We start from the raw sequence: 22,233 nt of genomic DNA on the forward strand, positions 1-22,233 counted from the left end.
GCGGCTCGCACTCCGTGGGATACGTACTTCGTCCAGCCAAATGGGCAAGTGCGGTGGGAGTCGACCGCGACTGCTTCCAGGACGCGTGTGAACGAGGCCTGGGAGCCTGCGTCCGGAGAGATCGTGACGGACCCGGCCGAGCCTGGTGGTTTGACGGTGGCTGCTGGTGTGTTCGACATCGACCTGAGGTCGGCTGGGCCTGGCGAACCGTTTGCTGAGCTGTCGGACCCGTCTGGTACTGCGGGCGACGTGGGTTGGAACAACGAGCCTGGTCAGGCGCATACACCCCCTGCAGGTGATCGCAAGGTGTCCATCAGCCTGCCGACGATTCCCTTCCAGGTCGGCGAGCCAGTACTGGATCCGGACAACCCGCTGCGTGCGGAGTTCCCTCTGGTGCGGCCCGACGAGTCCACGATTACCGGCGCCGCAGTCGTCGTGACCGTCGAAGACGACGGCACGGGCCTGATCCCCGTACTGCGAATCGACGATGTTGATACGTACGAAATGCTGGACCAGGCATCTGGTGGCGCTGGAGTGTCATTCGTCTACGAGGTTTCAGACGACTTGCGCGTCGAGGCCGCAGATCCGGTCGATGCTGGTGACGGCACGGAGCTCGATTCCGGCGAGTTCCAAGTGGTCGAGGTCACCACTGCCTCGCAAGGCGGGGACGAACCCGACGTGACGGTGTTCTCGGGCGGACGTGCTCAGCAGTGGGATTCCTCGGCAGGCAGTCCCGTAACCGCCCCCGATGGCTCGCACGCACGCACGTCGGCAGACGTGGCCGAAGGTGATGCGGTCAGCGTCGACCGCCTGATCGCGCCTGTGGACGGCGACCAAGTGGCCGACATGGACGTAGAGATTGCTGCGGATGGTCGATCGGTGGTTGCGACCACGGACGACGCAATGTTTGCGGACCCGGACGCTACTGGTCCGTTCTATGTCGATCCGCAGATCAAGGGCGGGCTGCACGAGTGGACAGCTGTGCGCTCCGGGTGGCCGACCAGTTCGTCGTCTTACAAGTTCAAGGACTCTGAGGGTGTTGGGCTGTGTCCGACGACGGGTTATCCGGTGTGTGATCGGACGAGTGTCTCGCGCCTGTTGTTCGAGTTCTCGCTGTCGGGCTTGCCGTCAGGTGTGACGGGTAGTCACGTGTCGAGTGCCACGTTCTCGGCGCTCGGGGACCACTCCTACACGTGTAACAAGTACGCGGTATCTCTCTACCGCACGGGGACCAACAGTGTTTCGTCGTCGACGGACTGGAACTCGAAGGGGTCGTGGTCGGAGGACCTGTTCCTGTCTCAGAAGTCGGTGACGCACCGTGACGGGTGCGCAGGGCGTTCCAGTCGCGTGTCGTGGGGGGCGACGCCTGCTGCTGAGAAGGCAGCCAACCTTGATTGGAGCTATGTGACGCTTGGTCTGCGGGCGGCCGATGAGGGCAGCCAGGCCAAGTGGCAAAGGTACGTCGCGAATACCTTGAACGGCTCGTCGCACAAGGCCCAGTTCACAGTGACGTTCAACCGCCCGCCGTTGATGCCGTCGACCGCGTCGATGAGGACGAAGGCGACCTCCACGGGTGACGAGCTGGCGTGCGCGACCTCTTCAAGTTCCGCCACTGTCGTTCGCACCCGCCAGCCGTACTTCCAGGCGCGGGGCACGGACCCGGAGGGTGAGGCGCCGTGGAACCAGTCGGTGGAGCTGAAGTTCCGGGTGATCGACCACGTCGCCGGAACTGTCCGGTGGGAGTCGAGTTGGACGGGCCTCCAGGCCAGCACGTCTACGCATCGGGTGCGTGTGCCGGAGAGCAAGCAGTTGACCAGCCTGCGAACCTATCGGTGGCAGGCGGCCGCGAGGGACTCGTCGGGCAAGTCGACTGGGTGGTCGGACACGAATTGCTATGTCCGTCCGGATGTGACGGGGCCGAACGCGCCTGAGGTGAACTCGTCGCAGTACCCGGCGTGGCCTGCGGGCGTCTCGGGCGGTGTCGCGCAGGCCGGCACGTTCACGTTCTCGGCGAATGGTTCGACCGACCTGAAGTTGTACAAGTACTCGTTCAACGACGGGCAGAAGGCCGACTCGATCACGACATCAGGCAGCGGCTCGAAGTCTGTGTCGTTTGCGCCGAGCCGGTCGGGCTACAACGAGGTGGAGGTCCAGTCGCAGGATGTGGCCGGCAACTGGTCGCCAGTAGAGAAGTATGAGTTCTGGGTGGGGTACCCGGCCCGGGACGGGCTGTGGCATCTGGACGAGGGCACGGGTACGACGTCGCTCAACGAGGTCACGACTGCCCCGACGGCAGGCAACCTGACCTGGTCAACCGGTGTGTCCTGGGGCACCGGCGCGCTCAGGGAGACTGTCGCCGACCCCGATGACCCGGACGATCCTCGGTTCGTCGATGACAAGGCTCTGGTGTTCGACGGGACGGGTTTCGCGCGCACGAGTGGGCCGGCTGTGGCTATCGACAAGTCGTACACGATCATGGCCTTCATCAAGCCCGCGGCCGACTTCTCTGGTGTCGGCGCAGCGATCTCGCAGGAAGGCGACAAGCGGGGTGCCTTCCACCTGGGATATACCGACAACGCGGACTGCGGTACGGATTTCGATGAGACGGACCATCAGTTGCCGTGTTGGGGGCTGTGGGTCAAGGACGCTGACACCCTCGACTCGGGCCACGTGGCCGCTCGGTCCGACGTGCCGGCGGTGGCTGGGCAGTGGGTGCATGTCGTGGGGACCTATGACGCTTCCGACCCCGCCCATCCGACGCTGAGCGTGCGGGTGTGCAACCCGTCCGCACCGTTCGACACACCGGAGCCGGTCACGGTTGAGATCGATCCGGTGACCTGGACCGCACCCGGTCCGATGCGTCTCGGTTCCGGTGTGCGCGCGGGCGTCCCGGAGTGGCCGTTCCGCGGCGCAGTAGATGACGTGCGGGTCTACCGCGAGCTGGTCGAGCCTGAGCGGCTTGACCGCATCTGCTGGGGGGCAGACGCGTCATGACGGTCCGGCATCGGGGCAAGTACGGGCCCGTGAGCAAGGGTTACTTGGCAGGTGCAGTGCTCGGAGACATCTGGGGAGATGCGATGACCGGCAAGGGGCGAGACCAGGCAGCCGATCACGGGCGGACGAATCGACGGGCATGGGGGCCGGCGCTCATTGGCGCCGGGCTCACGCTGGCACTCGTGGTGCCGGCCACGGTGCCCGCGGCGGCCGCAGAGAATCCGAGCGTGGCAGAGCGGCAGTCGTGGAGTCTCGACGAGCGCGCCGAGCACGACCGGGAATTCGCCGGCGACCTCCAACTGCCCGAGGCGCTTCCGGCCACGGAGGCAGAGCCCGAGGCGGTAGCAGTCTCGGTTCCCGACCCACGTACCCATGAAGCGCCGATCACGGTGACCCCTGATGCCAGGAACTTCATTCTCTCGGGGACGAAGGCAGGTACTGCGGCGCCAGACGACATTCGCGCGACCGTTGGCGGGCTACCGGTCCAGCTCGAGAGCCCGGGAAAGAGCGCACGCCGCGCCGCGGGGCTGACCGCCCTCAGCGCACCGGAGAACGTGCGAGTCACAACCCTCGACGACGCCTCGGCGCGTGCCCTGGGCGTGGAAGCGCTGCTCACCGTTGCTCACGCGCCGCAGGCTGGCCAGGTGGGTGCTGCGGGTCTCGGTATGAGCGTGGACTACGAGGGACTGACCGGTGGCAATCCGGAACTTGCTTCGCGGCTGGGACTGGTTTCCTTGCCAGTTTGCGCTCTGAGCACACCCGAGGTACCTGAGTGCCAGGTCCAGACCCCGCTATCGGGTCAGGAGAACCAGGTCGAGGCTGGAACCGTCTCTGCCGTCGTAGAGGTTCCTGCGACCGGGGCGGAGAGGGCCGTGGCGGGCGGCCGGACAGCTCCGGCCCTCGAACGTGGAACCACCAGCGAGGCGATGGTCCTTGCAGTGGCCGCAGACGCGGCAGGTTCCGAGGGCGACTGGAAGGCGACCTCGTTGTCGGGTGCCGCGGCATGGGAGACCACAGAGGGGACAGGGTCGTTCACGTGGTCCTATCCCTTCCGTGCCCCTGGGACCGCCGGCGGACTCGTTCCTGAGGTGTCCCTGTCCTACGACTCGGGCAGCGTGGACGGGCGTGTGGCCTCGGCCAACACACAGACCTCCGAGATCGGCGAGGGCTGGGACCTGACCGCCGGAGGCTACGTCGAGCGCAAGTTCGTGCCCTGCGTCGACGACCAAGCATCCTCCAACAACGAGGCGCCGAACAACGCGGACTACGACACAGGCGACTTGTGCTGGAAGAACGACAACGCAACCCTCGTGTTGGGCGGCAAGGCGACCGACCTGGTCAAGGACGAGGCCTCCGGAAAGTGGCGCCTGGAGGCGGACGACAACACGAAGGTGGAGTCCCTGACCGGGGGTTGGAACGCCGACGAGGACAAGGAATACTGGAGGGTCACAACCGCAGACGGGACGCAGTACTGGTTCGGTCGGGACAAGCGCGCCTCCGATGATCCGGTCACGAGCCTGTACTCGGCGTGGACGGTTCCTGTGTTCGGCAATCACCCGGGCGAGCCTTGCTACGAGAACGCGGCGAACGGCGGCTTCGCTGCCTCGTCATGCCGCAAGACGTGGCGATGGAACCTGGACTACGTCGTCGACACCTCCGGTAACACCATGACCTACCGGTACTCACGAGAGTGGAACAACTACGGACGGAACAACAACAAGACCGACGTGGCGAACGCTGACTACGTGCGCGGCGGGTTCCTGGACCGAATCGACTATGGCACGCGATCGGCAACCCTGACCGCTACACCATCAGCGGTGATGGACTTCAGCTACGCCGAGCGATGCATCCCCACGAGTACCTTCGACTGCGGGACCTTGAACGCGGAGACGCGTGATCATTGGCCCGATGTCCCTCAGGACCAGATGTGCTCTGTCGACTCCAGCTCTTGTTCAGGGCGTACCGCGCCGACGTTCTTCACCCGCAAGCGTCTGAGCGGAGTCGAGACCAAGATCCTCAAGGCTGACGGCACCTACCGCTCGGTCGACTCCTGGGCGTTGACGCACTCGTTCCCCGACGCCGGCGACGGGCTGGATGCGCTCTGGCTGGACGAGGTCACGCACACCGGCAAGGGCGGGGGCTCGAACATCGCATTGCCGGCTACGCAGTTCGGTTCGGTTCAGCGAGCGAACCGAGTGGCTGCGGGTGCCGACCGTTCGGCGATGAATCGTATGCGCATCGGTGAGATTCGGACCGAATCGGGTGCCATGTTGACCGTGACGTACGCGGGCGCGGACTGCACCCCGACGTCGACGCCAACAGCACCGCAGTCGAACACGCGGCGTTGCATGCCTGTGTGGTGGACCCCGGCGGGCAACGAGGATCCGGTGATGGAGTGGTTCCACAAGTACGTCGTGACCAAGGTGATCGATGATCCGCGCGACGGCGGGTCTGATCCCACGGTGACCAGCTACAGCTATTCCGGCGGAACAGCGTGGCGGTACACCGACGACGAGCTCACGCTGAAGAAGCACCGCACATGGTCGGATTGGCGTGGGTACGCCACCTTGAATATCTACACCGGTGACACGGCACGGAACCCAGACATCACGCGGACGCGTACGCAGTACGAGTACTTCCGAGGCATGCACGCAGACCGTGAAAGCCCGAGCGGCGGTACGAAGAGCGTGCAGGTCGACGGCGTCAACGACCTCGATCAGTGGGCCGGAATGGTACGTAAGGAGACCGTCTTCAACGATAGCGCGGTCGTGTCCACGACCGTGAACACGCCGTGGCGGTCATCAGCGACCGCTACTGACGCTGATGGTGACGCGGCGTTCTACACCGGCACAGAAAGAACTGAGACAACGACAACGACTCCCGACCGTACCGGCGGGAACCTCGTTACTCGGACAGTCACGGACTTTGATGATCTCGGACGCCCGGAAGCGGTCAGCGACCTGGGAGACGTGGCACTAGCGTCCGACGACACCTGCATCCGGACCACGTACATCGACAACACGACCGCCGATATTCACATTCTTGACACCGTGCGCCAGGTCGAGACGGTGGGCGTTGCTTGCTCGGCGTCCCCAGCACGCCCAGCAGACGTGGTTTCCGTCCAGCGGTACGCGTACGACGGCGGCGCTGATGGTGCCCTCCCGACCAAGGGGCTCGTGACAACGACCCAGGAAGCGGCTTCCCACAGCGGCACTACACCCGTATACGTGAACGTCGAACGCACCACGTACGACGGTTTCGGGCGACCGGACACTACCAAGGATGCCAACGACCGCGTCACGACGACCAGGTACGACACGGTGCAGAACCTGACAACCGGGACCACCGTCACCAGCCCCGACCCGGACGGTAGCGGCGCACTCGTCGCCCATAAAACCACGACCGTGCTCGACCCTGCCTGGGGAGTCCCGACGAGGATCACTGCTCCCGATGGTCGGGTCACGTCTGGAACGTACGACGCCTTGGGCCGGCTGACGTCGGTCTGGGAGCCGGGCCGAGTGCAAGGCACCGACACCGCGAGTCGCACGTATGCGTACACGGTGCGCTCGACCGGAGTCAATGCCGTGACCACGAGCACCTTGAAGCACGACGCGTCCGGGTACCTGACCAGCGTGACGCTGTATGACGGGCTGCTGCGTGAACGACAGACCCAGACCACTTCAGCCTCGGACCTGGCCACAGGGCGGGTCATCACCGACACGACCTATGACACTCGTGGGCTGGCCGTCCTGAAGAATCACGCGTGGCACAACACCGCGGCCCCGGGCACGACGATCGTCACCACCTCTGCGGCCGTGCCTGGACGAACCCTGACGGAGTACGACGGCGCCGGGCGGGTCACCGAAGAGCTGTTCCAGGTCGACGAAGACGCCGAGAACTACGACAACGGCGACTACGTTTTGAAGTGGTCCACCACCACCGAGCACCGCGGAGACCGGACACTGGTCGACCCGCCCACGGGTGGAACACCAACCACCACGATCACAGATGGAAGAGGCCGCACGATCGCGCTGCGGCAGCACACGGGCGGCAGCACGGCGACGTCCTTCGTCGAGACGACCTACGTCTACGATGACGCGGACCGGCTCATTCGGGCTGTGGACGACGCGACCAATACCTGGACGTACAAATACGATCTGCGTGGTCGCAAGACCCGCACCACCGACCCCGACAAGGGCCAGACCGACACGACCTACGACGCGGTAGGCAACGTCCTGACCACCACCGACGCGCGGGGGAGCGTCATCGGCTACACCTACGATGCACTGGACCGGAAGACCACGATGCGCGAAGGCGGTACGGACGGAACGATCCGTGCACGATGGGCCTACGACCGCCTCGCCAACGGCCTGATGGTTTCAGGCCAGCCAACGTCGTCAACCCGAGTCGTCGGCACCGGAACGGCAGCGACGGAGATCACCACCACGATCGACGGGTACGAAGCTCACGGTCAGCCGACCGCCACGACGACGACCATCCCGGCAACCGTCGGCGGTGTCAGCCTGGGCACGCTGGCCAAGGCATGGACGACCCAGTACACCTACACCGCGACCGGCAAGCCCGACACGACGAAGTACCCCTCCGGCGGAGGGCTCCCGTCGGAGACGCTTGACCTGGCCTACGACGCCGCGGACCAGGTCAGAGGTCTCGGCGGCAACCCTGGTCACGGCCTCTATGTCGCCGCCGCGGACTACAAGCCCACCGGCGAGGTCGCGCGCCTGTCGCTCGGCAACACGCACGCGTATGTGCAGGACCGGGATTATGAGTTCGGTACGAACCGGTTGATCGGCTCCACGGTCGTGGCGGAGGCCCCCGACGGCACAGCAGTGGACGTGCAGCATGCCGCGTACACCTGGGATCACGCAGGGAACCTCACGTCGGTCTTCGACACCCCGGCCGCGAATCTTGGCGGGCGGGCACACGACCGGCAGTGCTACCGCTACGACGGACTCGGCCGGCTGACCCAGGCATGGACCCCGGCCACCGTCCAGTGCGCAACGAACCCGGACACGGCCAACCTCGGCGGTGCGGCGCCGTACTGGCACACCTACAGCCACGACACTGTCGGTAACCGAACCCAGGTCGTCGAGAACGCACTGCCCAACGGCACCGCGGCACAGACCCAGAACTACACTCGACCCACCCCTGGGCCGAACGCTGTCCGGCCACACACCGTGACGTCCGTGACGACGACCGGGCGCGGAGCAGGTACCTCGACCTACAGCTGGGACGCATCGGGAAACATGACCGGGCGTAACCTCGCAGGTCAGGCGACTCAGCAGCTGACCTGGGACGTCGAGGGCGAACTTGCCGACGTGCGCCAGGACGGCAACGGCGACGGCGACACCACCGATGCGAACGAACGCGATTCCTACGTCTACACCGCCGACGGCGAGCGGATCCTGCGCACCCAGGACGGGACAACCACGCTCTATCTCGGGTACCAAGAATTGACCCTAACCCACGGCACCGGCACCGTCACCGGTCAGCGGTACTACACCTTCGCGGGACAGACCATCGCAACCCGCACCGGTTACTACTTCGCTGACGTCACCACCATCATCGGCGACCACCACAACACCGGAACCGTCCAGATCCCAAACGTCGCGGGCCCGGCAAACCGCGTCCACCGATACACCGACCCCTACGGCAAGGCGCGTGGCCCTCACACTGGCCAGGGAGCGGACGGCGGTGCCGACGGCAACTGGAGCGGCGAGCACGGATACCTCGACAAGCCCATGGACACATCCGGCCTTACGGCGATCGGGGCCAGGATGTACGACTCGGCTATCGGTGCATTCGTCTCAGTAGACCCGATCATGGACCTCGCCGACCCGCTGCAGTGGAACGGCTACGCTTACTCCCACAACAACCCAACCACGTTCTCCGACCCTACCGGCGAACGGGAGTTGTGCGAGACCGGATACACATGCCGCAACGGGCGCGACGGAAGTATCACCCACACAAAGAAGAAGCCCAAGCCCAAGCCCACAATCTGGGATATAAGTTCGCGTTTGCGGTACTCAAGTTATTACAGCATTTTCCGCCCGCTGCCGCCGGTTCTCCCCGTTGACCCTAGGCAGCGTGCGCTCCAGCAAATTCAAGCAGCAAAACTGCAGTTGGCGCGAGCTACAGCTAATGCGGCGAGAGAGAGGGCTGAACGGGCGCGTTATGCGGCTAAAGCCGCTGCGTACAACGAGCGGGTTCAACTGGCCAAGGCGGCTGGGCTTAATCGAGGGGCTGCTCAGGTGGCTGCGGGGGACTTGAGATCGAGCCTCCTGTGGGGGCAAGCAGGATACTCGGGCTCTGGCCCCAATATCCTCGGGTCAGGTGCTACGGTCGACGATTTCCCCAAGCAGGGCTCGCTGCAGGCGAATATCGGAGGATGTATCGGCCTGTGCGGCACCCTTGCAGGCGGATATGACCTCAATCACGGGTGGTACGGATATGCCGGAGGAGGGCCTGGAGTGGAACTGGGGGCGAGCGCGGGCGTCTCTCTCACGAGTGGAATCTCCCCAGGTGTTTCCGCCGGGATTTCAGGAGCGGGTTCGGTGGGACCATGGGCGATGAGCGGCTATGGCAACTTTGGTCCGCAGGGCGGGTTCGACGGTGGTTCAGCCGGGCTCGGGCTCGGAGCAGGTTGGAGGTACGGTGCGCATATTGAGACCGGGGTAACGGTCACGGAGCGTTAGTCGAGATCCATAGGAGGTTTAGGGTGCACCCAATTTTCATAGTTGGTGGTACTGCAGCGATCTTGGCAGGTGCGCTCGGCGTAATATTCAAGAGCCGAGTGGGTGACTGGTTCGATTCTGCAGCGGACAGATTCCTTCCGAATGCACTTGCTCGACTAGTGAAGCCCTCCTCCGAGGGGCTTAGTATGCGAGAGCGGGTACTGATCGGATCGTGTCTCTTCATCCTGTTCGGGACTTTCTACTTCTGGATTGGTTGGATCGTCTCATGAGGCAGCGGCTCATGGAGCTTGCGGTTTTGAATAGGCTCGCCTACCTGCAGTCGTAGTCAGCGTGATTCATGCCGGTGGACTGCGGATTCCGACTGCTCGTTCCGGGATTGGAGTGGCGCTGAAAACTCCACCGAGAATTGTCTCGACGAGCGGTATTGCCGATTTGTCCGTGCATGATGATTTCCTGACGAAGTAGGGACGGTGTTTGCGGAACCGATGTGCGGCCAGCCGCTACGTCGGAGCAAGACGCCTACGAAGGCCCTCCCGGGTATGGTCGTGCTGGGGTCTGGGGGCTGTCCTGTTGCCGAGGCATATGGCACGATTCGCTCACGACAACGAGGGGTGGCACGGTGCAGGGTCTCGCAATCGGCCACAGCATGATCAGGCGGGTGTTCGCCGTGCTTACGGCGACGTGCGCTTTTGGAGATTCGAGCCGCGCAGATGCAACTCGCGCGAGCCAACGCAGCCGCAGCGAAAGCGAGAGCAGAGCGCGCCCGCCAGGCGGCGATAGCTGCACAAAGGAGCGCGGCATACTATGCCGGCACAAGGCTGGCATCGCCTGGAGGCGTGCGAGGCGCTACGCAGGCTGGGAGCGTCCACTACTGGCGAGGATTCTTCTACCAGCAGACTAGCCTCGATATCTTTGAACCCAGATACAATGTTGAGGTGAATGCAGGTGGGTGCGTCGTCGGCTGCTTGGACGGTGCTATCGGTTACGACAGCAAGTATGGTCCCTATGTCGACGGTTCTTGGGGTGGAGGTGCGGAACTGGGCGTTAGTGCAGGAATCGGTATTGGCAATGGGATCAACCCTGGCGCGTATTCGGGCGTCGCGGGGTCTACGTCGATTGGGCTGATGACCGTATCCGGATCTGCTGTTATCGGACCAGGTGTGATTGGCTCGGCAGGTATGGGGTACTCGCCGAGATTTGGGTTCCGGCACGGTGTCCACTACCAGCGTGGCTACACGCGAACGGCACACTGGGTGGGTGGTTCCTGACATGGAAGACCTCACGCGACTGCTCCTTCTAGGCCTGGGAGCGGTATTCGTGATCGCAGGAGTCGTCGACGCCATATTCCATAAGCAGATGGGGGACGTCGCTCAGTGGGTGGTCAATCGGATTCCGGAAAGTCTTATCGAAGATATGTTTCCAGTGGATCCTCCTGGGTACAATTTTCGGCGAGGAGCCCTTATTGGCGGAGTGATATTCGCCATATTTGGGTGCGTGTACATCTGGGTTATTATTGCACTCTTATGAGTCTGTCCGACTGTCTAGTGTGCGATAGCAAATATCTCCTACGGCATATGTGTAGATGCGGGAACGCGCTCGCCCCCGGTGGTTCAGATGATGGGATATTTCGTCTGCGATAACCGGTTCGACCTGACTTGAGTCGCCGCTATCCACAGGTGAATTCTGGTGTGCAGTGTGTGAACGCTGGAAGTGCAGGTTGCAATTGTGTGGATGATGATTTCCGGCACATCGACCTGAGTGGCTGTGGAACTTAGCGCTCATAATCGTCACTTCCGACTGACAAGTCAGGTGGCCGCCTTCCATGCGGTGCCAGGCGCGCACCTGCTCCGGTCCTGGGAGTTGCTGCTCCTACGCCCAGCGCCACTCGACCCCCGACAGAAACCCGACGGATTCAGCCGTCACTGACTGTCACCACTGGACTACAGTGGCACTCACGAGGGTGACTTCCCAACCCCGCATCGATTGCGGGCCAGAGTCATCAGCGACAGACGTGCGTGGTCGCTACCTGCAGAAACGCCATCAGTCGACCGGGCGAGAGCGGGTAGGTATCCGCAGATCCAGGGTCTGTCGTGCGGCTTAATCGCACGCCGGCCTGGGAGCAGAGGGTCGCTGGTTCAAATCCTGTCACCCCGACCAGCGCCCGCCAGCACCGATAGTCATCGGCGTTGGTGGGCTTCTTCATTTCAGGCGCCAGGCGTGCCTACCTGGGTGCCTGTGCAGATCCGGTTGTATCCGTGTCGCGCTTCCGAACGACCGGACCGTGGAAGCGCCGAGCATCGCGCAGGCCGGCGATCGACCCCGCGACCGTGAGCGCGACGAACACAATCGGGCCTACCCAGTCCCCGAACTCCATGGCCGGATGCTAATCGCTCAGGGATGGCCTTCGACAGGCATCCGGCGGCCCTAGGCTCAGTCGACGAAGACCCGTTCGAAGAGCCCGTCGGGAACACTGACCTGCGCGTCAACCCGCTCCACGGCGTCGACCCACGCACGCGGGAACTCGGGGAACCCGGTAGACGGCCCGGCACCGACCAGGCCTTCCAGCGCCAACGCGACGGGCGCGGTCACCTGCGGACGCACCGCGGCCCCGGCGCCGTCGAGCAGCTCGGTGAGCACCTGCCAGACGTCGTCCGGCAGCGTGCCACCGACCTGCTCGCACCACAGCCGGACCTGCTGCGACGGCTTGACGCCGACGACGATCAGGATGCCCAGGGACCCGGCGTCCTGGCCGAGCCGGCTCAGGAACTCGTTGCACGTCCAGGCCAGGGTCTGCGCGTAGGCGGCGATCTCGCCGGCGCCGCCCGGGAGCCGCGCACGCAGCTCGTCCTCGGGCTGGTAGAGCCGGAGGGAGCCCAGCCGGAAGACCGGGGCCGGGGCCGGGGCCTGGGCCTGGGCCTGAGCCGCGTCTGTGCCCTCGGGTGTACGCGGCGTACGTCGCCGGAAGAGTGCCATGGCGGGAGTGTGCCACCCCCGCCGGACCGCCTACAGGTGGTCTGTGTAGAACTTCGCGAGCCGGTCCACCGCGGCGTCCACGTACTCCGGCACGTCGTACATCTCGTAGTGGCCCGCGCCCTCGACCACCAGCAGGTCGACGGGGTTCGGCGCCATCTCCCACAGCCGCATGCCCGCCTCGTAGGAGTTGGTGTTGCCGCGGCGTCCGGCCAGGACGACCTGGAGGGGCTGGGTCATCAGCTCGTCGACCAGGTGGAACGCGTCGTAGCCCAGCAGCAGCGAGTCGCCCCGCGACAGCCTGCGGTTGGTCGAGTGCTCGTTGCGGCCTCGCTCGGTGCGGTAGTAGGTGATCGCCTGCGTCGTGTCGATGTCGGTCATGCCGGCCGCCGCGGCGTCCTCCAGGGTGTCGGGCAGCCAGTTGTCCCGGCCCAGCTCGCCGGTGCGGTTCTCCCGCGTGCGGGCCTCGGCCATGGCGTCGAGCGCCGTCGTCGGGCCGTCCGGCTGGAAGCCGCGGAAGGACGTGCCCATGTTGCCGGCGACCACCGTGCCGACCGCCTTGATGCGGTGGTCTGTCCGGGCCGTGTGCACCGCGTAGCCGCCGCCCGCGCAGATGCCGAGCACGCCGATGCGCCCCGGGTCGATGCCCGGCAGCGTCTCCAGCGTGTCGATCGCGTACGAGATGTCCTCGCCGCGACGGTACGGGTCCTCGAGGTCGCGGGGCTCGCCGCCGCTCTGCCCCTGGTGGGCGGGGTCGAACACGAGCGCCGCGATGCCCCGGGCGGCCAGGCGGGTGGCGTAGTTCGCGCCGATCTGCTCCTTGACGCTGCTGCCCGGCGTCGACAGCACGACGGCGCGCAGGGGAGTCTCGCCGTCCACGCCGTCCGGGAGGTGGAGGTCGGCCGCGAGCTCGATCGGCCCGCGGGGGATCGTGAGGTGCTGAAGCATGGTGAAGAACCTCTCGCGTCGGATTCGTTCCAGGGCTAGTGTAGTTCGGAGTGAGTGGTAGTACAGTATGGAACTACATTCACCGTACCACCCCGATCAAGGAGGTCGCATGACGGTCGACGCCGCACAGCTCTGGACGCTCAACCACCGCCTGCTCACCGTCGTGCTCGACGAAGCCGGCGCCGAGCTCGAGGCGCTCGGGCTGGAGCCGAAGGAGTTCTTCGTGCTCGCCGAGGTGACCGCGTCGCCGTACCCGGCGCAGCTCGCCGCGGCCCTCGTCATCCCGAAGGCGAGCGTCACGGTCTACGTGCGCAACCTGGTCGCCAAGGGGTTCATGCGGCGCGAGATCGACGACGCCGACCTGCGGCGCCACCGGCTCGTGCTCACCGACGACGGCATCGCCGCGCGGGACCGCTCCTTCGCGGCGCTCGCGACGGCGTTCGAGCGCCGGCTCGCGCTCATCGGTCCCGGGGACCGTGCCGAGCTGGCCCGCATCCTGACGGCGCTGCTCGCGCCGGCCCCGCCCGCATCGAACCCAGCGGCGTCCGACCCGGAGAAGATGCCCGCCAAGGAGGTGGCCCGATGAGCGGCGACCAGCGGCCCACGAGGCCGTGGACCGACGCCGAGCTCGCCCTGCTCGACCGGACGGAGCTGATCCGCGTCGCGGGGGCGCGCGACGACGGGACACTGCGGGCCTTCGCGCTCGTCGGGCACGTCCGGATCGGCCAGGACGAGCTGGTCCGCTCGATGAACGGGCCCGACGGCGCCTGGTACCGCGGCGCCGTCCGGACCGGTCGCGGCGAGATCGACGTCGCCGGGCAGCGCTTCGTCGTCGCCTTCCTGCCCGACGCCGGACGCGAGGCGGACGTCGACCAGGCGCTGCGCGACCGCTACGGCGACGACTCCGGCGTCCGCAGCATGACCCGGTCCCCGGCGCGCGACGCGACGCTCCGGGTGGTCCCGCTCGCCTGACCGGTGCGGCCGAGCACCAAGAGCAACCCCGCTCACTGCCGGTGCATCACGAACCCCGCGTGGTGCAGCGTGCCGTCCAGCAGCTCGCCGAACGCCCAGAACCCGGAGTCGTCCAGGTAGGTGATCCGCCCCTCGCGCACCCAGAACCGGCCGGTGTACGCGTTCGCGCGGCCGTTCCGCGTCTCCGCGTACCGCCCGTCGGCGCCGAGGTGCTGCTCCAGCCCGCGGCTCGGGTCCTCCCAGGTGCCGACCCAGGTCTCGCGGGCGGCGGCATCGGCCAGGTCCGCGCCCGCGGGGCGCGTCGGCTCGCCGTCCAGCGCCTCCGCGTGGCCGGACACGTAGGCGGCGGCCAGGTCCGCGGGGTCGACGACGAGCATGCCGCGCACCTGGGACTCGCTGACGGGCCGGCGCACCAGCGCGAACGTCGCGGCGTTGCCGGGCACCAGGTCGTAGGTGTCGCGCTCGGACGCGGGGCGCTGGGCCACGGCGCTGTCCACCAGGAGGGGCACCGCGTACATGCCCTCGGCGGGGACGGCGGTGGCCTCGTCGTCCGGTGACCCGGCCGCGAGGACGCCGTCCGCGACGTGCAGGTCACGCCGGACGGGTGTGCCCGGGGTCTCCAGCACGGTCGCTCCGGTGATCACGAGCTGCTCTTTGGGGTGCGCGGTCATGGGGCCGTCCTCTCGGTCGGTCGGGTCCGGCGTCGGCCCCGGGGTGCCGCCGCACGCCGCCAGAAGGGCGGCGAGCGCGACGCCCACCGCGATCAGCGCGGCGCCGGAGGGGGTGGTCATGGAGACCACCCTCGCCGTCCGGCGCTCCCCGAGGAAGGCCGTGCCGTGCCTGGGTGCGGCGCACCCAGGCACGGGACCGGCCCCATGCCGGCCGGGCCTACACCCCCGCCGGACCGATCGACGGCTGCTCGGTGCTCGTGAGGTCACCGAGGAAGCGCATGACCACCTCGCGCTCCGCGGGGCTCAGGCGGGCGGCGGCCTCGAACCGGTGGGCGTGGTCGCGACCGACGCTCTTCATCGCGATCTCGCGCGTCTCCTCGGTGACCTCGACCGCCAGGCTGCGCCGGTCGGAGGGATGGGGGAGCCGGCGGATGTGGCCGGCGTCCGCCAGTCGGTCGAGCATCTTCGTGGTCGACGCCGACGTGATGCCCAGGTGCGCTGCGATGGCCCCCGGTGTCGCGGTCTCGCCCCGGTGCTGCTTCGCGATGACGAACCGCAGGGTGCGCATGTCGGTCTCGCCGAGCTTCATGTAGCGTCGCGACGCCTCGCTCATCCGGCGCTCCGCCTCGCGCCAGTCGCGCAGTCCCTGCAGCACGCGGACCACCTGGTCGACGTCCTGGTCGTCCATGCCGGCGCGTTGCACGATCTCCTGCCGCGGGTCCAGCAGGCGGGGATCCAGCATGGACGGACCGGTCGATCCTGTCGGCTCGGGTTCCGGAACCACGGGCGATCCCCTTTCAGATATTGCTTCCTGCACTTGAAGATAGCCAGGCTAGGAATATTCTGCCACGAGGTCGCGCGAGAGACGTCCCGCCACGAGTTTGTGACGTTTCCCCGGGCGGCCTCGTCCTAGGGATGTCGCTGATAGTGGCGGCCCGCATCCAAGGTGCGGCGTACGCAGAGAGAAGGAGTTCATCGTGGCGAACGTGACGGGCGGGGCTCAGCCGAAGGCCCAGACGGATGTGGTGGACGTGAACCGGCTCGACGGCAGGACGACGATCGAGGACCCGGTCGTCGCCAAGATCGCGGGTATCGCCGCTCGCGAGGTGGACGGTGTCTACGCGCTCGGCGGAGGTGCCGCGCGCGTCGTCGGCACCATCCGGGACGCGCTGAACTCCACGGACCTGACCCAGGGGGTCAGCGTCGAGGTCGGCGAGAAGCAGGTCGCCGTCGACGTGACGATCGTCGCGGAGTACCCGGCGGCCCTGCAGACGGTCGCGGGCAACGTGCGCACGGCCATCTACCAGGCGATGCGCGACCTGGTCGGCATGGACGTCGCCGAGGTCAACGTCACCGTCAACGACGTGCACCTGCCCTCGGACGACACCCAAGAGGCCGAACCGCAGGCGAGGCGGGTCCAGTGAGTGCGACGGTCGTCGGAGCGGCTGCCGCCACCGTGCTCGCTCTGACCTGGATCACCACGGGGTTCTGGGCGTTCGTGTTCGTGGGGGTGGCGATGCTCGTCGGTGCCGTGGCCGGCCGGGTGGCCGACGGCCGTCTGGACCTCCGGGCGCTCGCGGACGCCTTCCGGGGCGGGCGTTCGTCGTCATGACGGCCGTCGAACCCGTCGGCGGTGCCGTGCCCGGCACCCTGCGGATCTCCGCGCGCGCCGTCGAGAAGCTCGCCGCCTGCCTGGCCCACGAGGCGGCGTACGTGCCGCTGGGCCAGGTGTCGGTACGTCTGGCGGACGCCGGGGGCGCGCTCACGGTCGCGGTGACGCTGCCCGTCACCGTCGGCGGCGGGGTGACCGGGTCGATCGAGGAGCGCAGCTCGGCGCTGCGCCGGCACGTGATCACGGGGATGCGCGACCTGGGCGGCCGGACGGTCGGCAGCGTCGACGTGCGGTACGCGGGTGTGCGCCGGATCAGCGGACGGAGGGTGCGGTGAACAGCGCATCGAAGAGGGAGCAGTCGGTGTACCGGCGGGTCGTCCGCCGGGAGACGCACTCGGCGCGCACCACCGCCGCGGCGGTCCTGGCGACGGTCCTGGTGGTGCTGCTGGTCGCCGCGCTCGCGCTGGGCGTGTGGTGGCTCGTCGCCCCCGGGGCGCGAGGCGAGCTGGCGGACCGGCTCTCCCAGGTCACGTCCCGGGCGGACGACGGCGGCACCCTCGTCGCGGTCGGCGTCCTGGCGCTCCTGGTGGGTCTCGCGCTGGTGCTCGCCGCCGTGCTGCCGGGGCGCCTGCGCCGCCGGGCACGCCGGACGGACCGGGTGGCGCTGGTCGTGGACGACGGCGTGCTCGCCGACGCCGTGGTCGCCGCCGTCGCCGTCCGCTGCGGGCTGGACCGACGCCAGATCTCGGCCAGCGTCGGCCGGCGCCGGACCACCGTGCGGCTCACGCCGACCAGCGGGGTCCCCGTCGACCGCCAGGCGGCAGCGGACACCGCGGCCGCCGTGCTCGACCGGGTCGGCTTCCCCGCCCCGCAGCGCCTGCTCGTCGCGGACCAGGGGGTCATCTCGTGAGCTCGTCCAGCAGGTGGCTGAACCGTGCCCTGCTCCTGCTCTGCGGGCTCCTGCTGCTCGCCGGCGGAGCAGCGGTGATCCTCGACGAGGTGCGCCCCCGGGGGTGGTGGGTCCCGGCCGAGCGCGCCCAGCCGGCGCTCGAGCGGTCGCGGACGTGGGCAGCGGGGTTGCCCGACGTCGGCGGCGTGCCCGGGGTGCAGGCCGCCGCACTGGCCGCCGCGGTCGTGCTGATCGTCCTGCTGATCGTGTTCCTCGCGACGCGTGCCCGCGGCAGGACGCCGACCGTCGTGAGCCTCCGGGCGGACGACGGGCGGACGACCGTCGACCAGGGCGTCGCCCGCGCGCTGCTCGCCGGGCCGCTCACCGAGCGGGGCGACGTGCTCTCGGCGCGGACCAGCGTCTACCAGGTGCGGGGCGCCCCGGCGATCTGTCTCGCCGTGATCGTCCGGAGCGGCGCCGACCTGGCGCAGGTGCTCGCGGCGGCGGAGCGAGCGGTGGAGGAGTGGGACTCGCTCGCCGGGGTGCGGGTGCCCGTGCTGGTGCACCTGGCCGACCGGCGCTGGCGGGACAGCCCGCGCACCAGGACCAGGGTCCGGTGACGGCCGGACGCCGCCCGCAGGCGGGAACGACCCGCCGAGGTGAGGATGGGATCCCGGCCGGTGACCGACCCGGCTGGTCGCGGAGGGAGCGAGAACTGAACGGCGACCCCGCGGGAACCGGTGCCACCTCCCCGCTCGACCATGCGGACGACCGCATCGTCGCCGGCCGTGCCGCCGACGGCGACGTCGCGGCCTTCGCGGTCGTCGTGCGCCGGTACACGCCCATGATGCGGGCCACGACCCGCCGCATGCTCAACGGGAGCGCGGAGGTGGACGACGTCGTGCAGGAGGCCTTCGTGACCGCCTGGCAGCGGCTGCCCGAGCTGGACGACCCCGGCAAGGTGCGGAGCTGGCTGATGCGGATCGTCAGCCGCAAGGCGCTGGACCGCCTCCGGGCGAACCGCCCCCAGGTGAGCGTCGACGACATCGCGGCACCGGCGCCCGCCCGTGAGTCGCCGCAGCGGGTGGTGGAGGGCCGGGCCGGGGTCGAGGCCCTGGCCGCGGCCCTCGGTACGCTCGCAGACGCAGAGCGTGAGTGCTGGGTGCTGCGCGAGGTGGGCGGACTCTCCTACGACGAGATCGGCGAGGCGATGAACACTCCGGTGACGACGGTCAGGGGCCTGCTGGCTCGCGCGCGCAAGCACATCATCGTGCGGATGGAGGGGTGGAGATGACACCCGAGATCGACCCACCCGCAGCGCGCTGGCACAACCCCGACGACGAGCTGCGCCCGGAGGAGCTGGGCCCGGACGAGGCGCCAGGTCTGGACGACGACCTCGACGGCCACACCATCGAGGAGCTCACCGACTACCTGGAGGCCGGGCGCACCCCGCCCGACCCGTCGATCGAGGGCTCCGCGGCCTGCCGGATCGCGCTCGACGCCCTCGCCCGGCTGCACGACCTCACGCCCGACCTGATCGCGGCCGACACGGCCGCCGAACCCCAGGCCGACGACGGCTGGGTGCGCCGCATCCTGGGCGGCATCGCCCTGGAGGCCCGCTCCGGCCGCCGCATCCCGCTGGCCGGGCCCACGCCCGACGCCGACCTGGTGATCACCGAGGGTGCCGTGCGCGGCCTGGTGCGCGCCGCCGAGAACGCGGTGCCCGGCGTGCTCGTGGGGCGGTGCCGGTTCGACGGTGACGTCACGGTGCTCACCTCGCCCGTGCGGGTCCTGGTCGACGTGAGCCTGCTCTACGGTCAGCCGATCCACGTCGCGACGGCACGGCTGCGCGAGGAGATCGCCGACCGGCTCGCGACCCACACGGCGCTCGACGTGACAGGTATCGACATCACGGTCAGCGACGTCAGGCCGCTGTCATGAACCAGGAAGAGGCAACGTTGATCGACGAGAACGTGGACGTGATGGCGGAGCAGGTCGAGGCAGCGGTCCGGGCGACGCCCGGGGTGACCGGCCTCTACGCCGCGGGGACCGCCGTCGCCCGGGCGATCGGCGCGGGCGCTCGCGGGCTCGGCGTCCGCCGCGACGACGCGCCGTTGGTCGTGGTCCGGCGGAGCGCGGGGGAGACCCGCGTGGACATCGCCGTCGAGGTCGGCCTGGCGTACGGCGCCGCGGCGACGACGCGCGCCGTGCACCTGGCCGTCCGTGACCTGCTCACGGCGCAGGGCGTGGGGGACGCGCACATCACCGTCGCCGTCGTGCACGTGACGGAGCCGGCGCCGGCCTGACGATCGTCGTCGGCAGCGGGACCCCCGCCAGCGGGGTACCAGCAGAACCTGCCACGTCCCGCCGCGCGTCCTTAGCGTGGAGGGCATGACGGCGAGCACCAACAACATCCCCACCCTCACGCTGAACAACGGCGTCGAGATGCCGGCCCTCGGCTACGGCGTCTTCCAGACACCGCCCGACGAGACCGTCGAGGCCACCACCGAGGCCCTGCGCGCGGGCTACCGCCACATCGACACGGCCGCCGCGTACAGCAACGAGCGCGAGGTCGGCGAGGCCCTGCGTCGGTCGGGCCTGGACCGGTCCGACGTCTTCCTGGAGACCAAGGTCTGGATCAGCGACTACGGGTACGACGCCACGCTGCACGCCTTCGACAAGAGCGCGGCCAAGCTCGGCGTCGAGACGATCGACCTGCTGATCCTGCACCAGGCGCTGCCGAGCCGGTTCGACCTCACGACCGAGGCGTACCGGGCGCTGGAGACCCTGCTGGCCGACGGCAAGGTCCGCGCCATCGGCGTCAGCAACTTCATGCCCGAGCACCTGGACCGGCTGGCCGAGGCGGCGAGCGTCGTCCCGGCGGTCAACCAGGTCGAGGTGCACCCGTACTTCCGCCAGCCGGACGTGCTGGCCGCCGACGCCGCCGCCGGGATCGTGACCCAGGCGTGGTCGCCCATCGGTGGCATCACCTTCTACCGCGACTCCGGCCACACCAGCACGCTCCAGGACCCGTCGATCGTCGGGATCGCGGAGGCCCACGGCCGCACCCCCGCGCAGGTCATGCTGCGCTGGCACCTGCAGCAGGGCCGCTCCGCGATCCCCAAGTCCGTCACGCCGAGCCGCATCGCGGAGAACTTCGACGTCACCGGCTTCGAGCTGTCCGCCGCCGAGCTGGCAGCGATCGACGCCCTGGACACCGGGCGGCGCGGCGGCCCCGAGCCCGCCGACGTGACCCTGGAGACGTTCGGCCGGGACATCCCCGAGGCCTGAGCCCCGCCTCCACGGCCCGCGCCCCCTCTCGCGAGCACCAGACCAGCACCACCCTCCCGAAAGACCGAAAGGCACCACCCCCCCCATGCGAGCAACCTTCATGTACGGCGCCGGCGACGTGCGCGTCGAGACCGTCCCCGACCCCGTCCTCCGGCAGCCCACGGACGCGATCGTGCGCACCCTGCGCGCCTGCGTGTGCGGCTCCGACCTGCACCCCTACCACTCCATGCCCGGGTCGGGGCAGGGCAACCCCATGGGCCACGAGCTCATCGGCGTGGTCGAGGAGACCGGCAGCGCCGTCACGAACGTGAAGGCGGGCGACTTCGTCATCGCGCCCTTCGCGTTCTCCGACAACACCTGCGCGTTCTGCCGCGACGGCTTCCAGACCTCGTGCGTGCACGGCGGCTGGTACGGGTCGCCCGAGAACGGCGGCCTCCAGGCCGAGCTCGCGCGCATCCCGCTGGCCGACGGCAGCCTCGTCGTCGTGCCCGACGTCGACCCCGCGACCGCCGACGAGGGCCTGCTGAACTCCCTGCTCACCCTGTCCGACGTGTACCTCACCGGGTACCACGCCGCGCACATGGCGCAGGTCTCCGCCGGCCAGACCGTCACGGTCATCGGCGACGGCGCCGTCGGGCTGTCCGCCGTGCTCGCCGCCCGGCAGCTCGGCGCCGAGCGCATCATCCTGATGGGCCGCCACACGGTCCGCACCGACCTGGGCCGCGAGTTCGGCGCCACCGACGTCGTCGCCGAGCGCGGCGCCGAGGGCATCGGCCGGGTCATGGACCTGACCGGCGGCGAGGGCTCCCACGTGGTCCTGGAGGCCGTCGGCCACATGCCCGCCTACGAGCAGTCCTACGGCGTGGTCCGGCCCGGTGGCGTCATCTCGCGCGTCGGCGTGCCGCAGTACGAGGACGCGCCCGTCGGGTTCGGCTCCCTGTTCGGCAAGAACGCGCGCCTGGCCGGCGGCCCCGCGCCCGTCCGCGCCTACCAGGAGGCGGCCATCACCCAGGTGCTGAACGGCGAGATCGACCCGGGTCGGGTCTTCGACGTCGCGCTGCCCCTGGACGACGCCGCCGAGGCGTACCGCCTCATGGACGCGCGCGAGGCCCTCAAGGTCGCGCTCCGCCCCTGAGGCCTCAGCACCACTGAGACCGCTCCGCCCCTGAGAGA

18 protein-coding genes are annotated in these 22,233 nt (G+C 68.3%); 14 read left to right on the top strand and 4 right to left on the bottom strand.

Going from position 1 to position 22,233, the window contains the following annotated elements:
• Nucleotides 1-87 precede the first annotated feature (87 nt).
• Entirely contained in the window at nucleotides 88-2,994 is a 2,907-nt protein-coding gene (locus FHX71_RS29920; protein WP_182614372.1) for a LamG-like jellyroll fold domain-containing protein, read from the top strand.
• An 83-nt stretch (nucleotides 2,995-3,077) separates the two neighbouring features.
• Nucleotides 3,078-9,707 (top strand): RHS repeat-associated core domain-containing protein, encoded by a 6,630-nt coding sequence (locus FHX71_RS03105; protein WP_182614373.1) that lies wholly within the window; start codon nucleotides 3,078-3,080, stop codon nucleotides 9,705-9,707.
• 2,430 nt (nucleotides 9,708-12,137) lie between these two features.
• Here FHX71_RS03105 and FHX71_RS03110 read toward each other — a convergent pair.
• Entirely contained in the window at nucleotides 12,138-12,680 is a 543-nt protein-coding gene (locus tag FHX71_RS03110) for a hypothetical protein (RefSeq protein ID WP_182614374.1), read from the bottom strand.
• A gap of 30 nt (nucleotides 12,681-12,710) precedes the next feature.
• A complete protein-coding gene (locus FHX71_RS03115; RefSeq protein ID WP_182614375.1) occupies nucleotides 12,711-13,625 on the bottom strand; it encodes an alpha/beta hydrolase in 915 nt (304 codons plus the stop codon).
• A gap of 109 nt (nucleotides 13,626-13,734) precedes the next feature.
• Here FHX71_RS03115 and FHX71_RS03120 point away from each other — a divergent pair, with 109 nt between their 5' ends.
• Together FHX71_RS03120 and FHX71_RS03125 are read left to right on the top strand one after the other, a co-directional pair.
• Nucleotides 13,735-14,211, top strand: coding sequence for a MarR family winged helix-turn-helix transcriptional regulator (locus tag FHX71_RS03120; protein ID WP_182614376.1), 477 nt, complete (start codon nucleotides 13,735-13,737; stop codon nucleotides 14,209-14,211).
• Nucleotides 14,208-14,597 (top strand): DUF2255 family protein, encoded by a 390-nt coding sequence (locus tag FHX71_RS03125; RefSeq protein ID WP_182614377.1) that lies wholly within the window; start codon nucleotides 14,208-14,210, stop codon nucleotides 14,595-14,597. Before FHX71_RS03120 ends, FHX71_RS03125 begins: the two co-directional genes overlap by 4 nt.
• Before the next feature lie 32 nt (nucleotides 14,598-14,629).
• On the opposite strand, the gene FHX71_RS03130 is transcribed toward FHX71_RS03125, so the two are convergent.
• Nucleotides 14,630-15,388: an Atu4866 domain-containing protein gene (locus tag FHX71_RS03130; RefSeq protein ID WP_182614378.1), complete on the bottom strand. Its 759-nt coding sequence runs from the start codon at nucleotides 15,386-15,388 to the stop codon at nucleotides 14,630-14,632.
• A gap of 97 nt (nucleotides 15,389-15,485) precedes the next feature.
• The gene (locus FHX71_RS03135; protein WP_182614379.1) at nucleotides 15,486-16,010 is read right to left on the bottom strand and encodes a MarR family winged helix-turn-helix transcriptional regulator; all 525 of its coding nucleotides are present in this window, start codon (nucleotides 16,008-16,010) and stop codon (nucleotides 15,486-15,488) included.
• Nucleotides 16,011-16,254: 244 nt separating this feature from the next.
• On the opposite strand from FHX71_RS03135, the gene FHX71_RS03140 reads away from it, so the two are divergent.
• The 10 genes from FHX71_RS03140 (at nucleotide 16,255) to FHX71_RS03185 (ending at nucleotide 22,195) form a co-directional block, all read left to right on the top strand.
• Nucleotides 16,255-16,692, top strand: a complete 438-nt coding sequence (locus FHX71_RS03140) for an Asp23/Gls24 family envelope stress response protein (RefSeq protein ID WP_312877083.1) — start codon at nucleotides 16,255-16,257, stop codon at nucleotides 16,690-16,692.
• Nucleotides 16,689-16,880, top strand: coding sequence for a DUF2273 domain-containing protein (locus FHX71_RS03145; RefSeq protein WP_182614380.1), 192 nt, complete (start codon nucleotides 16,689-16,691; stop codon nucleotides 16,878-16,880). The genes FHX71_RS03140 and FHX71_RS03145 overlap by 4 nt, the downstream gene beginning before the upstream one ends.
• Nucleotides 16,877-17,215: a hypothetical protein gene (locus tag FHX71_RS03150; RefSeq protein ID WP_182614381.1), complete on the top strand. Its 339-nt coding sequence runs from the start codon at nucleotides 16,877-16,879 to the stop codon at nucleotides 17,213-17,215. Before FHX71_RS03145 ends, FHX71_RS03150 begins: the two co-directional genes overlap by 4 nt.
• Complete coding sequence (locus FHX71_RS03155; protein ID WP_182614382.1) at nucleotides 17,212-17,790, top strand: hypothetical protein; 579 nt, start codon at nucleotides 17,212-17,214, stop codon at nucleotides 17,788-17,790. The genes FHX71_RS03150 and FHX71_RS03155 overlap by 4 nt, the downstream gene beginning before the upstream one ends.
• Nucleotides 17,787-18,389, top strand: a complete 603-nt coding sequence (locus tag FHX71_RS03160; protein WP_182614383.1) for a hypothetical protein — start codon at nucleotides 17,787-17,789, stop codon at nucleotides 18,387-18,389. The genes FHX71_RS03155 and FHX71_RS03160 overlap by 4 nt, the downstream gene beginning before the upstream one ends.
• 95 nt (nucleotides 18,390-18,484) lie before the next feature.
• Entirely contained in the window at nucleotides 18,485-19,063 is a 579-nt protein-coding gene (locus tag FHX71_RS03165; protein ID WP_182618437.1) for an RNA polymerase sigma factor, read from the top strand.
• The gene (locus FHX71_RS03170; protein ID WP_246402179.1) at nucleotides 19,060-19,710 is read left to right on the top strand and encodes an Asp23/Gls24 family envelope stress response protein; all 651 of its coding nucleotides are present in this window, start codon (nucleotides 19,060-19,062) and stop codon (nucleotides 19,708-19,710) included. The genes FHX71_RS03165 and FHX71_RS03170 overlap by 4 nt, the downstream gene beginning before the upstream one ends.
• Nucleotides 19,707-20,075, top strand: a complete 369-nt coding sequence (locus FHX71_RS03175; RefSeq protein WP_182614384.1) for a hypothetical protein — start codon at nucleotides 19,707-19,709, stop codon at nucleotides 20,073-20,075. Before FHX71_RS03170 ends, FHX71_RS03175 begins: the two co-directional genes overlap by 4 nt.
• An 85-nt stretch (nucleotides 20,076-20,160) precedes the next feature.
• The gene (locus tag FHX71_RS03180) at nucleotides 20,161-21,060 is read left to right on the top strand and encodes an aldo/keto reductase (RefSeq protein WP_182614385.1); all 900 of its coding nucleotides are present in this window, start codon (nucleotides 20,161-20,163) and stop codon (nucleotides 21,058-21,060) included.
• Nucleotides 21,061-21,145: 85 nt separating this feature from the next.
• On the top strand, nucleotides 21,146-22,195 hold the full coding sequence (locus FHX71_RS03185; protein WP_182614386.1) for a zinc-binding dehydrogenase: 1,050 nt from the start codon (nucleotides 21,146-21,148) through the stop codon (nucleotides 22,193-22,195).
• Nucleotides 22,196-22,233: the final 38 nt, after the last annotated feature.

This window comes from Promicromonospora sukumoe (genome assembly GCF_014137995.1).
GTDB lineage: Bacteria > Actinomycetota > Actinomycetes > Actinomycetales > Cellulomonadaceae > Promicromonospora > Promicromonospora sukumoe.

Excerpts from the sequence above, each read along its gene's own strand:
- FHX71_RS03105 (WP_182614373.1), top strand. The coding sequence starts at position 3,078 with ATGACCGGCAAGGGGCGAGACCAGGCAGCCGATCACGGGCGGACGAAT.
- FHX71_RS03110 (WP_182614374.1), bottom strand. The coding sequence starts at position 12,680 with ATGGCACTCTTCCGGCGACGTACGCCGCGTACACCCGAGGGCACAGAC.
- FHX71_RS03115 (WP_182614375.1), bottom strand. The coding sequence starts at position 13,625 with ATGCTTCAGCACCTCACGATCCCCCGCGGGCCGATCGAGCTCGCGGCC.
- FHX71_RS03120 (WP_182614376.1), top strand. The coding sequence starts at position 13,735 with ATGACGGTCGACGCCGCACAGCTCTGGACGCTCAACCACCGCCTGCTC.
- FHX71_RS03125 (WP_182614377.1), top strand. The coding sequence starts at position 14,208 with ATGAGCGGCGACCAGCGGCCCACGAGGCCGTGGACCGACGCCGAGCTC.
- FHX71_RS03130 (WP_182614378.1), bottom strand. The coding sequence starts at position 15,388 with ATGACCACCCCCTCCGGCGCCGCGCTGATCGCGGTGGGCGTCGCGCTC.
- FHX71_RS03135 (WP_182614379.1), bottom strand. The coding sequence starts at position 16,010 with ATGCTGGATCCCCGCCTGCTGGACCCGCGGCAGGAGATCGTGCAACGC.
- FHX71_RS03150 (WP_182614381.1), top strand. The coding sequence starts at position 16,877 with ATGACGGCCGTCGAACCCGTCGGCGGTGCCGTGCCCGGCACCCTGCGG.
- FHX71_RS03170 (WP_246402179.1), top strand. The coding sequence starts at position 19,060 with ATGACACCCGAGATCGACCCACCCGCAGCGCGCTGGCACAACCCCGAC.
- FHX71_RS03175 (WP_182614384.1), top strand. The coding sequence starts at position 19,707 with ATGAACCAGGAAGAGGCAACGTTGATCGACGAGAACGTGGACGTGATG.
- FHX71_RS03180 (WP_182614385.1), top strand. The coding sequence starts at position 20,161 with ATGACGGCGAGCACCAACAACATCCCCACCCTCACGCTGAACAACGGC.
- FHX71_RS03185 (WP_182614386.1), top strand. The coding sequence starts at position 21,146 with ATGCGAGCAACCTTCATGTACGGCGCCGGCGACGTGCGCGTCGAGACC.